At 66.0% G+C, this 12,271-nt stretch carries 14 protein-coding genes; 6 read left to right on the top strand and 8 right to left on the bottom strand.

Annotated elements, in window-relative coordinates:
* Position 1 precedes the first annotated feature (1 nt).
* From ASE59_RS04235 to ASE59_RS04220, 4 genes are all read right to left on the bottom strand, one after another.
* Positions 2-1,015, bottom strand: a complete 1,014-nt coding sequence (locus tag ASE59_RS04235; RefSeq protein ID WP_056452301.1) for an arginine N-succinyltransferase — start codon at positions 1,013-1,015, stop codon at positions 2-4.
* Positions 1,012-2,217: a hydrolase gene (locus ASE59_RS04230; RefSeq protein WP_056452298.1), complete on the bottom strand. Its 1,206-nt coding sequence runs from the start codon at positions 2,215-2,217 to the stop codon at positions 1,012-1,014. The genes ASE59_RS04235 and ASE59_RS04230 overlap by 4 nt, the downstream gene beginning before the upstream one ends.
* A gap of 27 nt (positions 2,218-2,244) precedes the next feature.
* Positions 2,245-3,141, bottom strand: coding sequence for a YdiY family protein (locus tag ASE59_RS04225; RefSeq protein WP_056452295.1), 897 nt, complete (start codon positions 3,139-3,141; stop codon positions 2,245-2,247).
* Between the two features lie 64 nt (positions 3,142-3,205).
* Positions 3,206-3,685 (bottom strand): RNA pyrophosphohydrolase, encoded by a 480-nt coding sequence (locus ASE59_RS04220; protein WP_056452292.1) that lies wholly within the window; start codon positions 3,683-3,685, stop codon positions 3,206-3,208.
* 63 nt (positions 3,686-3,748) lie between these two features.
* Between ASE59_RS04220 and ASE59_RS04215 the strand changes: the two genes are divergently transcribed.
* From ASE59_RS04215 to ASE59_RS04205, 3 genes are read left to right on the top strand one after another with little or no spacing between them, the layout of a single operon-like run.
* Complete coding sequence (locus ASE59_RS04215) at positions 3,749-4,657, top strand: histone deacetylase (RefSeq protein ID WP_056452869.1); 909 nt, start codon at positions 3,749-3,751, stop codon at positions 4,655-4,657.
* A 10-nt stretch (positions 4,658-4,667) separates the two neighbouring features.
* On the top strand, positions 4,668-6,032 hold the full coding sequence (locus ASE59_RS04210) for a cryptochrome/photolyase family protein (protein WP_056452291.1): 1,365 nt from the start codon (positions 4,668-4,670) through the stop codon (positions 6,030-6,032).
* 42 nt (positions 6,033-6,074) lie between these two features.
* Positions 6,075-7,253, top strand: coding sequence for an SAM-dependent methyltransferase (locus ASE59_RS04205; protein WP_056452288.1), 1,179 nt, complete (start codon positions 6,075-6,077; stop codon positions 7,251-7,253).
* A gap of 9 nt (positions 7,254-7,262) precedes the next feature.
* Here ASE59_RS04205 and ASE59_RS04200 read toward each other — a convergent pair whose 3' ends face one another.
* Positions 7,263-7,730, bottom strand: a complete 468-nt coding sequence (locus ASE59_RS04200; protein WP_056452285.1) for a hypothetical protein — start codon at positions 7,728-7,730, stop codon at positions 7,263-7,265.
* Entirely contained in the window at positions 7,727-8,086 is a 360-nt protein-coding gene (gene hisI, locus ASE59_RS04195; RefSeq protein WP_056452282.1) for a phosphoribosyl-AMP cyclohydrolase, read from the bottom strand. The genes ASE59_RS04200 and hisI overlap by 4 nt, the downstream gene beginning before the upstream one ends.
* 116 nt (positions 8,087-8,202) lie before the next feature.
* Here hisI and purF point away from each other — a divergent pair, with 116 nt between their 5' ends.
* The 3 genes from purF to ASE59_RS04180 all read left to right on the top strand — a co-directional run bounded on the left by purF (position 8,203) and on the right by ASE59_RS04180 (position 10,861).
* Positions 8,203-9,663: an amidophosphoribosyltransferase gene (purF, locus tag ASE59_RS04190; RefSeq protein ID WP_056452279.1), complete on the top strand. Its 1,461-nt coding sequence runs from the start codon at positions 8,203-8,205 to the stop codon at positions 9,661-9,663.
* Positions 9,660-10,367 carry an SDR family NAD(P)-dependent oxidoreductase gene (locus ASE59_RS04185; RefSeq protein WP_056452276.1) on the top strand — a complete coding sequence of 236 codons (708 nt, stop codon included), beginning with the start codon at positions 9,660-9,662 and terminating at the stop codon, positions 10,365-10,367. Before purF ends, ASE59_RS04185 begins: the two co-directional genes overlap by 4 nt.
* 113 nt (positions 10,368-10,480) lie before the next feature.
* On the top strand, positions 10,481-10,861 hold the full coding sequence (locus ASE59_RS04180; protein WP_235515635.1) for a hypothetical protein: 381 nt from the start codon (positions 10,481-10,483) through the stop codon (positions 10,859-10,861).
* Positions 10,862-11,090: 229 nt separating this feature from the next.
* On the opposite strand, the gene ASE59_RS04175 is transcribed toward ASE59_RS04180, so the two are convergent.
* Positions 11,091-11,783, bottom strand: a complete 693-nt coding sequence (locus tag ASE59_RS04175; RefSeq protein WP_056452273.1) for a prolyl hydroxylase family protein — start codon at positions 11,781-11,783, stop codon at positions 11,091-11,093.
* Between the two features lie 41 nt (positions 11,784-11,824).
* Entirely contained in the window at positions 11,825-12,241 is a 417-nt protein-coding gene (mce, locus tag ASE59_RS04170; RefSeq protein ID WP_056452270.1) for a methylmalonyl-CoA epimerase, read from the bottom strand.
* Between the last annotated feature and the right edge of the window lie 30 nt (positions 12,242-12,271).

The raw sequence follows: 12,271 nt of genomic DNA, 5'->3' as shown, positions 1-12,271 counted from the left end.
GTCACCGCCCCACATGACACAGCGTGTCGCCGACCTCGACGCCCAGCGCGCGTGCCGCCTCCGCATCGATCACGATCCCGTCGTCGCGGACCGTCACCTCGCCCAGACATGCGCGGAAATCGGCCAGCCGCCCGGTCGCCAGCAGCGACGCCTTACCGCCGCCGTTGTCGATTGCCACGACCTTGCCCTCGCGCCGGTCGCGGATCGTCGCGATCTGGTCGGTGCGCGCGGTCATGGTCGGGCCGCCGTCGAAGATGTCGACGTAATTCTCGTACGCAAAGCCTTCATTCTCCAGCATCCGCATCGCTGCCCGCCCCGTGGGATGCGGCAGGCCGATGACGGCTCGCGCCGCCTCCGGCAACATCGCGATATAGACCGGGTGGCGCGGCATCAGGTCGGCGATGAACTGGTTGCCATGAATCGCATTGAACTGGTCGGCATCCTGAAAGGTCATGCCGAAGAAGCGCCCGGCCACCCCGTCCCAGAAGGGCGACCCGCCCGCCTCGTCGATGATCCCGCGCAATTCGGCCAGCACCCGGTCGGCAAAGCGCCCGCGATGCCGCCCGATGAACAGATAGCGCGACCGGGCTAGCAACAGCCCCAGACCCCCCGCGCGTTCGCCCGGATGCAGGAACAGCCCGCCGACCTCGCTCGACCCTTCCAGATCGTTGACCAGATTGAGGATATCGGCACGGAACGTCCGCCCCAGCGCCTCGCTATGCTTGGTCAGCGTCGCGACGCGATAGGAGTAGAAGGGCCAGCGCTGCCCGACCTTGGTGAATACCTGACAGGTGCCGCGCACCTCGCCGGTATCGATATTCTCCAGCACCAGTACGAACACCTCGTCGCGCGGGGCATCCTCCTCGTGACTGAAGGCGATGGCGCTGCGCTCCAGCCGGGTCATCAGCGCGTTGCGATCGGGCGGCAGGTTGGTGAACCCGCCCCCGGTCAGCTTGGCCATTTCATAGAGATATTTTAGGTCTTCTTCGCGTGCTGCGCGGATACGAAACGTCACAAACCCCCCTGTGCCACGATACGCGAAATGGCGACTGCCGACAGCGCGGCGCGTTCGGCCAGACTGTCCACGATCATGTATTCCTCGGCCGAATGGATCGCGCCGCCGCGCACCCCCATCGTGTCGATCACCGGCACGCCCTGTGCGGCGATGTTGTTGCCGTCGCACACCCCGCCGGTGTCGCGCCAGCCGATCGGGATCGACAGGTCGTGCCCAACCGCCTGTACCAGCGCGAACAGCTTGGCGGCACCGGCATCGATCGGCTTGGGCGGCCGGTTGAAGCTGCCATGCACCGCGACGCCGACGTCATGGGCGGCGGCGACCATTGCCGTCGCCGCATCGATCTGCGACCGAGCACGCGCGATCTCATCCTGTCCGTGCGGGCGGAAATTAACGCGCAACACCGCATGGTCGGGCACGACATTGTTCGGTCCGCCGCCCTCGATCCGCGCCGGATTGACCGCCAGTCGCGGCCCCTTCACCGCGTTGAGCCGTAGCGCGATGTCGGCGGCGGCGACGATGGCGTTCCGCCCTTCTTCCGGATTGCGCCCGGCATGGGCGCTGCGCCCACGGACCACGATCGAGAAATTGCCGGTCCCGCCGCGCGCGCCGGCCAGCGTCCCGTCGGGCAGCGCCGGTTCATAGGTGAACGCCGCGACCTTGCCCGCCGCCATGCCCTCGATCAGCCGGGCGGAGGCGAACGATCCGGTTTCCTCGTCGGAATTGATGACGACGTCATAGCCGAAGCGAACGCCGATCCCCGCCGCCTCGACTGCCTTCAGCGCGGCGAGCATCACCGACAGCCCGCCCTTCATATCGGCCGCACCGGGGCCGTTCAGCGACCCATCGGGCAGATAGCGTGCGGACTGGAACGCGTGGTCCACGCCGTACACGGTGTCCATATGCCCGGTGAACAGCATCCGCACCGGCGCCTCCGGTCGAACGCGCAGCAGCAGATGGCGGCCATGGTCGATCGCGCGCACCTTCCCGTCGCCGTCGACCGTCTCAACCGGATCAGGATCGATCAGTTCGATTGCGCCGGGCAGCGCGGCGAAATCGTCCGCCAGCAACCCGGCCATCGTCGCCAACCCGGACAGGTTGCGCGTGCCGCTATTGACCGCGACCCATCGCTCGACCTGTGCCTGCATCGCCGGGCCGTCGATCGTTTCGATCAGCCGGGCTTCTTCATACGTCCCATCCATGCCCCCGTGTAACCGGGATTGCTCGCTTCAGAAAGCATAGACCAAAGATGCACGCCCCGTGGTGTCGGTATTGACGCGCCCGACCGGCGGGCGGCTTTCATACTGGACGTTGTACGACAGCCGTGCCGACAGCGGTCCCAACAGCTTGGCATCGACCGCCGTCAGGCTGGTCACCGTGCTGTTCGCCGCTTGGACATAGGCCGACGTATCCTGCCGCAGCGTCAGTGCCGGCGTCATCCGCCAGTCGAAATCGACAGACCCACGTGCCGCCAGATTGCGCTCGACGGTGCCGGTGGTGAACGAAGTATGCCGGAACGCCGGCCCCAGTTCCAGATCGAGCGTCACCGGTCCGCGTGCGATCGCGGTATAGCCCGCACCGCTCGACGCCGAATAGCGGTCGTAATAGCCGAAGAACTTGTCCGATTCATACTGCACGGCGCCATAGATATAGAGCCGGTCGTCGACCTTGTAGTTGGGTTCGAACGCGCCGAGATAATGTTCCCGCGTCGGAATGCCGTTATTTTCCTGATAATCCGCTTGCAACTTCAGCTTGTGTCGCCAGCGATAGCCTTCGCGCGACAGGTCGAGCACGGCGGTGACGCCCAGGCTGTCGGAATTGCCGCTGTTGATCCAGCCACCGACTTCCGCGCGCCCCTTCACCAGCGCCCCGAACGACGCGGTGCGCAGCCGCTTCTCGGTCTTCTCGGTCCGTTCGAACGTATAATGCGATGCCAGATCGGCGATCTTCTGCGAATGTTTCGGCGCAGCCTTGCGCGCATAGCGGACGATCGTCGCGACGTCGTTGTCGTTGCCCGACGCCATCGCCTCTTCCAGCATCGTCCGGATCTCGATCGGAAGATCGGGTTCGGGCGGCGGTTCCGCGAAATACAGGCCGAGCGGCAGGAGGAGCGCGGGATTGGGCATCGTCGCCCGCTATAGCCGATCGCCTGTCGTCAGGCTGAACCGTTCATCGCAGCTTTCGCGCGCTTCACCGATGCAAGTGATCCGCAAATGCGGCCAGCACCTGTTCGTATAACGTCTTCTTGAACGGTACGATCATCGTCGGCAGATCGGCTGGGTCGGCCCAGCGCCATGCCCGGAATTCAGGCTCCGGAGTGGCGATGTCGATATCGCCATCCTCGCCTTCGAACGCGAACAGGAACCAGCGCTGCCGCTGTCCGCGCCATTTCCCCTTCCAGATCCGGCCGATCATGTCGTCGGGCAGGTCGTAGAGGAATTCCCCCGGCGCCTCGGCGATCAGCCGTACCTTGTCGGGCATTACCCCGGTTTCCTCGCGCAACTCGCGAACCGCAGCGTCGCGCGCTTCTTCACCCTCGTCGATCCCGCCCTGCGGCATCTGCCACGCCTCCAGCGTCGAATCGAGCCGCTGTCCGACGAACACCTGTCCGTCGCGGTTCATCAGCATGACGCCCGCACAGGGGCGATAGGGGAGGGTGGTCTTGTCCATGCCCGCGTCCTATCCGCGCCTCACCGCTTTTGCGAGGACCAAAGGCATCTTATCTTGGGCGGCGTGATCCCCGTTATCCACCATCCGCATTACGTTGCCGAAAGCCCGCCGGGTAGCCGCTATCGCTGGGGCAAGAACGGTCTCGTCCGCGACCTGCTGCTGGGGATGGGGCCGGCGATCGACTGGCACGAAGGCGAACCGATGCCGCGCAACTGGATCGAAGCGGTCCATGACGACAGCTATGTCGCCGAGGTGATCGAGGCGCGCGTACCCCCGGCCAAGGAACGCCGCATCGGCTTCGCCGTCACCCCACCCATGGCATTGCGCGCGGTCGCGGTCCCCGGCGGTACCTATGCCGCTGCCCGCGTGGCGATGGAGCGCGGCTATGCCGCCAATACTGCCGGGGGCAGCCACCACGCGCTGGCCGATACCGGCGCGGGTTATTGCGTGTTCAACGACCTCGCCATCGCCGCCCACCGGCTGGTCGATGAAGGCACCTGCGAGCGGGTGCTGGTGATCGATGTCGATGTGCATCAGGGCGACGGCACCGCTTCGCTGCTCGCCGGACGCACCGGTCTCGCCACCTATTCGATCCATGCCGAAAAGAACTTCCCGGCACGGAAAGCCCGCTCGACGCTCGATGTCGGTCTGCCCGACGGCGTCGGCGACGACGAATATCTCTCGACGCTGGCAGCGACGCTCGTGCCCCTCATCGACAGTTTCGCGCCGTCGCTGCTACTCTATCAGGCCGGGGTCGATCCCTTCGCCGACGACCGGCTGGGTCGGCTGTCGCTGACGAAGGCGGGCCTCAACGAACGTGACCGCTGGATCGGGCAACTGGCGCGGACACGCGGCCTGCCGATCGCCAGTGCACTGGGCGGCGGCTATGGTGACCTGCTCGAAGTCGCCCATCGCCATATCGCATCGATCGTCGCGGTGGCGCAGGGAACCGGGATCGCGGCGCAGGCGTAACGCCTGTCGCATGACCGAACCCGTAATCCTCTGGCTCCGCCAGGACCTCCGCCTGCGCGACCAGCCCGCGCTCGTCGCCGCGATCGATGCCGTTGCGGTGGTCCCGGTCTACATCCTCGACGACAAAAGCCCCGGCGACTGGGCGATCGGCGGCGCGCAACGCTGGTGGTTGCACCACAGCCTCGCCGCCATGGACGACGCGCTACAGGCGAAGGGATCGCGGCTGATCATGCGCCGGGGCGAAGCGGTCGCCGAACTGCGCAAGCTGATGCACGAAACTGGCGCGTCGCTCGTCCATGCCATGCGCCATTACGAACCATGGTGGGTTAAGGCGCAGGACGAACTCGGCGACGATCTGACGCTGCACGACGGCAACCATCTGCGTCCGCCCGAATGCGTCCGCACTGGCTCTGGCGGCATGTTCAAAATCTATTCGTCCTTCTGGAAGGCGCTGAACCAGATGCTGCCCCCGGACGAACCGCTGGCGATGCCACGCGCCATCCCCGCGCCGGAGAAATGGCCAAAGTCCGACAAGCTGACCGATTGGAAGCTACTGCCGACCAAGCCAGACTGGTCAACCGCTTTCGGCAAAGCATGGCAGCCGGGCGAGGACGGCGCGTTGAAGGCGCTCAAATCCTTTACCAGCCGCCTCGACGACTATGCCGAGGCGCGCAACCTGCCCTCGATCGACGGCAGTTCGAACCTGTCGCCGCACCTCCACCATGGCGAAATCTCCCCGCGACAGGTCTGGACAGCGCTCGATGAACAGGGCGACAGCCTGACCACCTATCGCAAGGAACTGGCGTGGCGCGATTTCGCCAGCGGCGTCATCCTGTCGATGCCCGACTATGCCGACACCAATGGCCGCCCGCGTTACGACAAGCTGAAATGGCGGACCGGGGCGGCCGCAAACCGCGACCTGAAGGCTTGGCAACAGGGCCGCACCGGCTACCCTATCGTCGATGCCGGGATGCGACAGCTGTGGCAGATCGGCTGGATGCACAATCGCGTGCGGATGATCGCCGCGTCCTTCGTCATCAAGCATCTGCTCATCGACTGGCGGGAGGGTGAGCGCTGGTATTGGGACTGTCTGGTCGATGCCGATTTCGGCAACAATGCCGTCAACTGGCAATGGGTCGCCGGCACCGGGGTCGATTCGAACATGTTCGGGCGGATCATGGCCCCGCTGACCCAGTCCGAGAAGTTCGACGCCGCCGATTACATCCGCCGCTGGGTGCCCGAATTGGCCCACCTGTCGGACGAAGCGATCCACGATCCCGACGCCGCCGGTTGCCGGCCAAAGGACTATCCCGAAAAGATCATCGAGCACCGCGAGGCACGCGAGCGCGCGCTGGCGGCGGCGCGCGGCATCTGATCCCTCTTGTCGGCGGGCGCGCGCCGTGCATGTAGGCGCGCGATGTCGTCCGACCCCTATCGCTTCCTGTCTCCCTTGTTTCGCCGGGCCTTGGCCCGAATCGATGCTGGTCTGGTCGCGGGCGCGATCGAGGCGACGCTGCCCGACGGCACCCTCCGCCGGGTCGGCGGCCATGCACCGGGGCCGGTCGCGGTGGTCGTGCTCCACCGCTGGCGCGCGATGTGGCGGCTGGCGCGCGGCGGGTCGGCCGGCTGGTACGAGGCTTGGGCCGATGGCGACTGGTCCAGCCCCGATCCGGTTCCACTGTTCGACCTGTTCATGCGCAATGCCGAAACGCTCCGCAGCGCCGCGCGCGCGGGCGGCGTATCGCGGCTGCTTCGCCGATTGGCCCACCGCGCTCGCCGCAACGACCGCCCCGGCGCCCGCGCCAACATCGCCGCGCACTACGACCTCGGCAACGACTTCTACCGCGAATGGCTCGACCCGACGCTGACCTATTCCAGCGCGATCTTCGACGGCAGGACCGGCCTTGTCGAAGCGCAGCATACCAAGCTGACGGCGATCCTCGATCGCACCGCCACTCGTCCAGGGGACCGCATCCTCGAAATCGGCTGCGGCTGGGGTTCGTTCGCCCGCACCGCATCGGATGCCGGGCGTCGGGTCGACGCGATCACCCTGTCGACCGAGCAGCAGCGCCACGTCGATGCCCTCGCGCTGACCGGCGTCACCGTGTCGCTGACCGACTATCGCGACGTCACCGGCACCTATGACGCGATCGCCAGCATCGAAATGGTCGAGGCGGTGGGTCGGGAATATTGGCCGGCCTATCTCGATGCCATCGCCGTCCGGCTAAAACCCGGTGGCCGGGCCGCGATCCAGTATATCGCCATAGCCGAACCGCTGTTCGATGCCTATGCGCGCAATGTCGACTTCATTCAGGCGCATGTGTTTCCCGGCGGGATGCTGTTGTCCGAGCCCCGCTTCCGCGCGCTGGCCGAGGCGCGGGGCCTTGCATGGCGCGACGTCCGCCGCTTCGGCCTCGACTATGCCGAGACGCTGCGCCTGTGGCGGCAAGCGTTCGACAAGGCTCGCGCCGATGGCCGCCTGCCGATGATCGACGACCGCTTCGCCGATCTCTGGCGCTACTATCTGATGTATTGCGAAGGCGGCTTTCGCGGCGGCGGCATCACCGTCGCGCAGGTGACGCTGGTGAAGGCGTAACCGGCGGCATCAACCGCACAACTGCCGCCCCTTCGGATCGCGCAGCGCCGCCGCCTCCGACCCGCTTTCGCTCAACCGGTTGACCTCGAAGCCGGCAAGCGATGCGCGCCTCGTACACAGCCGCTTGCACGTCGCCGGCAACGCACCGGGCAGGCGGATATGATCGCCATCGAACGCGGCTTCGAATGCGCAGCCATTGCCCAGATCGATCCGCAGCGCCTCGCCGTCGCGCGTGAACGTCCCGCGCCCGCTGCATCCGATATCGTCGCCATAATCGACGAACATGCCGATCCGGTCGCCGGCGATGCACAGCCGGTCCCCCTCGCGCGCGTACAGCCCGATCGGCGTCGTCGCCGCCGGGTTGCGCACCACCCCGCGCGCAATCGCCGCTTGTTCCAGCGTTGCGGATTCGTCCCCCGGCGCTGCCGACGGCGAACACCCCGCCAGCATCAGCGCCGCCACGACCCAAAGCTTCACGTCGCCGGCGCCAGCCGATCGCCCTCGATCCGCCGGAAGAAGCAGCTGTCCGCCCCGGTATGGCACGCCGGTCCCGCCGGTTCGCACCGCAGCCATACCGCATCCTGATCGCAATCGATCCGCGCCTCTACCACGCGCAACACGTTGCCCGACGTCTCGCCCTTCTTCCACAACCGCCCGCGACTCCGCGACCAGAAGGTCGCTTCGCGCGTCTCCAGCGTCAGCCGCAGCGCTTCGTCGTTCATGAACGCGACCATCAACGGTTCGCCGCTGGCGGCGTCGACAGCGATCGCGGTCAGCAGGCCGTCGCCATCGAATTTCGGGTTCAGCACCAGTCCGGTATCGCGATTGTCCATCGCCGCAACTCCTATCCCCGATCACGGTTCCGCCGCAATCGACGATCAAAGGGCGACAAATCGATTCCGCCTACTTATATGGCAGCCGCGTGACACGCTTATCCCCGGAAGGGCCTATGTTCACCACCCATCCATTCGACGACGACAAGCTGCGCGAGGAGTGCGGCATTTTCGGTGTATCCGGCGCGGACGGCGCTGCGGCGCTGGTGGCCCTCGGCCTTCATGCGCTCCAGCATCGCGGGCAGGAAGCGGCCGGCATTTGCAGCTGGGACGGGGCCATGTTCCATACCCAGCGCGCGCAGGGCCATGTCGCGGGCAATTTCGATCGCCCCGAAATCATCGAATCGCTGCCCGGCGCCACCGCCTGTGGCCATGTCCGCTATTCGACCACCGGCGAGACGTCGAACCGCAACATCCAGCCACTGTATGCCGAATTGGCGTCGGGCGGGTTCGCGGTGGCGCATAATGGCAATCTTTCCAACGCCATGCGGCTGCGCAAGGATCTGGTCCGCACCGGATCGATCTTTCAGTCGACCAGCGACACCGAAGTCATCATCCACTTGGTCGCCACGTCGAACTACCGGACGCTGCTCGACCGGTTCATCGATGCGCTGAAGCAGGTCGAAGGCGCCTATTCGCTGATCTGCATGACGCCCGAGGGCATGATCGCCTGCCGCGATCCGCTCGGCATCCGGCCGCTGGTGATGGGCAAGCTCGGCGACGACGGCTACATCTTCGCCTCCGAAACCGTCGCGCTCGACGTGGTCGGCGCCGAATTCGTCCGCGAAGTCGAACCGGGTGAACTGGTCATCGTCAAGAATGGCGAACTGCGCTCGATCCGCCCGTTCGCGCCGCTGTCCCCGCGTCCCTGCATATTCGAATGGGTCTATTTCTCGCGCCCCGATTCGATCAGCGACGACCGCTCGATCTATTCGGTGCGCAAGGCGATCGGTGCCGAACTGGCACAGGAAAACTCGGTCGAGGCCGATCTGGTCATCCCGGTCCCCGATTCGGGCGTGCCCGCCGCGATCGGCTATGCGCAGGCGTCGGGCATCCCGTTCGAACTGGGCATCATCCGCTCGCACTATGTCGGCCGCACCTTCATCCAGCCGGGCGACAAGGTCCGCCATCTGGGCGTCAAGCTGAAGCACAATGCCAACCGCAAGCTGATCGAGGGCAAGCGTATCGTCCTGATCGACGATTCGATTGTCCGCGGCACGACCAGCCTGAAGATCGTGCAGATGATGCGCGATGCCGGTGCGGCCGAAGTGCATATGCGCATCGCCTCGCCGCCGACCCGGCACAGCTGCTTCTACGGCGTCGATACCCCCGAACGCGCCAAGCTGCTCGCCGCCAAGTTCGATCTCGGCGGCATGACCGACTATATCCAGGCGGACAGCCTTGCCTTCGTCTCGATCGACGGGCTGTACCGGGCGCTCGGCGAAGCGTCGCGCACGTCGGTACGCCCGAAATATTGCGACGCCTGCTTCACCGGCGACTATCCGACGCCGCTGACCGATCAGGACGAAACCAGCTCGGTCGATCAACTGGCAATGCTGGCCGAACGCGTCGGATGAGCGATCGACTGAAGGGGCAACTGGCCCTCGTCACCGGTGCCAGCCGCGGCATCGGTGCCGCCACCGCCATCGCGCTGGCAGCGGAGGCTGCGCACGTCATCCTGACCGCGCGCACCGCAGGCGGGCTGGAGGAGGTTGAGGACGCGATCTACGCCGCCGGCGGATCGGCGACGATCGCGCCGGTCGATCTCTACGACCGCACCGCCATTCCGCAACTGGTCTCGGCGATCGCCGAACGCTGGCGCGCGCTCGACATGCTGGTGCTCAACGCCGGCGCGCTCGGCACGCTGGGGCCGGTGCCGTCGTTCGACCTGAAGGAGTTCGACAAGGTGATGGCGCTCAACGTCACCGCCAATGCCGCGCTGATCGCTGCCTTCTCGCCGATGCTCCGCCTCGCGCGGTCGGGCAGGGTGGTCGGCGTCACCTCGTCGGTTGGTGCCGCCCCGCGCGCCTATTGGGGCATGTACGGCGCGTCGAAGGCGGCGTTCGACAACATCATCGCCAGCTACGGGCTCGAAATGGCGAACATCTCGCCGGTCCGCACTGCGATCGTCGATCCCGGCGCCACCCGGACCAAGATGCGCGAGCGCGCTTATCCGGGTGAAGATCCCCAGTCGGTCAAGCCACCCGAACGCGTCGCCGATGCGATCGTCCGGCTGATGGCCGACGGCTTCGACAGTGGCACCCGTATCCGCGTCGACTGACGAAGGTTCCGGACCCCGGCAAAAACAAATAGTTGGTTCCTGCCGGGGCCGGCTCCCGCCTCGCTCGTTGTCCGGCGGCTGCGCGTGCAGCTTGCCGTTCGAGGAGCTTTTGCATGGCCCTGAAATTCGCCGGAACGATGAACGCGATCAATCGCGGACTGGACGATACCAAGCCCGCCAAGGGCGCGACGATGATCGAGGATTGGGAAGCGGCGCTGGCCGATACCGACGTGTCGGGTGCCAAGGGCATCTTGCGCGACCTCGCCTCGCTGCGCAAGCAACTGGAAAAGGACGCACCCGATAGCGACCGGGTCCACGACCTGCTCCACCGCCTGGGTGCGGCCACGACCAAGATCGCCGACAAGGCCGACAAGCAGCAGGACAAGCTGCGTGCCCTTGGCGAAGCGCTGAGCGAAGCGGGCGAGGAAACGCCCGACGAGGAAGAAGACACCGAAGCCGCTGCGGCCCCGAAGCGGGCGCGCAAGAAGGCGTGAAGGAAGGGCGGCGGGGTGTCACGAATGCCCCGCCACCGCGCCGATCGCGCTTTCCTACACGCCGTTGAACCGCCACCCTCGTCACTCCGGTTTGATCCGGAGTCCTGCCTGCCTTCCAGCCCTTGTTGAAAAGCAGGGCACGGGCTCAAGCTCGGGACGACGGAATGCAATCAGGAAACGCCACGGCGCACGAAACGCCGCGAGTGTGAACTTAGTGAACTTTGGCTGCTTATGGCTGCACGGTCGGGGTCCATGGCCGCTCGCGAAACCACTTGGTGATGATGTATTTGGTCCCATCGACCACCGCCATCCCCTCGTGCAGCGTCGACAGATTGGGGCTGCCATCGGCGTTCATGTTGTTCCACGCGACCAGCATCCCCGGCCGCGGGTTGAAGCGAACGCCGGCGACCGGAAACCACGTCGCGCCGCCCTGTTCGACCTCGTTCAGATAGACCATCGCCGTCCAGGTCCGCTGCCCGCCCTGCACCGCCATCGGCGCCCAATAATGTTCGTTCTCGTTGAAATAATCGGCATGTGCGCGAAATTGCTGCCCCGGCGCGTAGCGCTGCCCCTGCATCGTCTCGCCATATTCGGGCGGGATGCCCAGCAGATGCGCGATCCGCTCGTCGATCGGCTGCAGATCGGGGTGCCAGCGGTCGAGGTCGCAGCTGTCCGACGTCCGGAAATTGGGATCGTTGCTGCTCGTCAGCAACGTCGACTTGCGCCGCCCGGCATCGATCGTCGCCATCAGCAGCTCGCATTCATCCTTCGACAGGAAATCGGGAAGCGCGAACAGCACCGCCGCCTCGGTCTTGGCGCGGCGGATGCCGGAGATCGCGGCAAGCTTCGCCTCGACCGTCCGGCCCCATTCGGCACGGACGGGGGAGGGGCTACCAGGGGCTTTGCGGATCGGCGTGTTCATGGGCAGGGGTTCAATCAGATCGCAGTGGCAAGGGGAAGGGGTCAGTGACCCGCCGGGGTCTCCATCAACTCGATCAGCACCCCGCCCAAGTCGCGCGGATGGACGAACACGATCGGCGTCCCATGCGCCCCGATCCGCGGCGTCCCCAGCACCCGCGCGCCCTTGGCGGTCAGGTCGGCGATCGCGGCATGGATGTCCGTCACCTCGAAGCACAGGTGATGCTGTCCGCCCGCCGGATTCTTTGCCAAAAACCCCGCGATCGGCGATGCATCGTCATACGGTTCGATCAATTCGATCTGCGTATTGGGCGCGTCGATGAAGCACACCTTCACCCCCTGCGCCGGCAGATCGAACGGCTCACCGATGGCGTCCGCGCCCAGCAGGTCGCGATACATCGCGATCGAAGCGGCGATCGAAGGCGTGGCGACCCCGACATGGTTCAGACGGCCGAGGCTCACAACTCCTCCCCGGCACGGGGAGGGGGACCA

The organism is Sphingomonas sp. Leaf10, assembly GCF_001421245.1.
GTDB lineage: Bacteria > Pseudomonadota > Alphaproteobacteria > Sphingomonadales > Sphingomonadaceae > Sphingomonas.
The sequence above is the reverse complement of the archived record's forward strand: the minus strand, read 5'-3'. Positions and strand labels throughout refer to the sequence as shown.

Bases quoted from the DNA above. Each gene is read 5' to 3' on its own strand.
- ASE59_RS04205 (WP_056452288.1), top strand. From the start codon at position 6,075: ATGTCGTCCGACCCCTATCGCTTCCTGTCTCCCTTGTTTCGCCGGGCC.
- ASE59_RS04210 (WP_056452291.1), top strand. From the start codon at position 4,668: ATGACCGAACCCGTAATCCTCTGGCTCCGCCAGGACCTCCGCCTGCGC.
- hisI (WP_056452282.1), bottom strand. From the start codon at position 8,086: ATGGACAATCGCGATACCGGACTGGTGCTGAACCCGAAATTCGATGGC.
- ASE59_RS04230 (WP_056452298.1), bottom strand. From the start codon at position 2,217: ATGGATGGGACGTATGAAGAAGCCCGGCTGATCGAAACGATCGACGGC.
- ASE59_RS04175 (WP_056452273.1), bottom strand. From the start codon at position 11,783: ATGAACACGCCGATCCGCAAAGCCCCTGGTAGCCCCTCCCCCGTCCGT.
- ASE59_RS04225 (WP_056452295.1), bottom strand. From the start codon at position 3,141: ATGCCCAATCCCGCGCTCCTCCTGCCGCTCGGCCTGTATTTCGCGGAA.
- ASE59_RS04220 (WP_056452292.1), bottom strand. From the start codon at position 3,685: ATGGACAAGACCACCCTCCCCTATCGCCCCTGTGCGGGCGTCATGCTG.
- purF (WP_056452279.1), top strand. From the start codon at position 8,203: ATGTTCACCACCCATCCATTCGACGACGACAAGCTGCGCGAGGAGTGC.
- ASE59_RS04185 (WP_056452276.1), top strand. From the start codon at position 9,660: ATGAGCGATCGACTGAAGGGGCAACTGGCCCTCGTCACCGGTGCCAGC.
- ASE59_RS04180 (WP_235515635.1), top strand. From the start codon at position 10,481: ATGGCCCTGAAATTCGCCGGAACGATGAACGCGATCAATCGCGGACTG.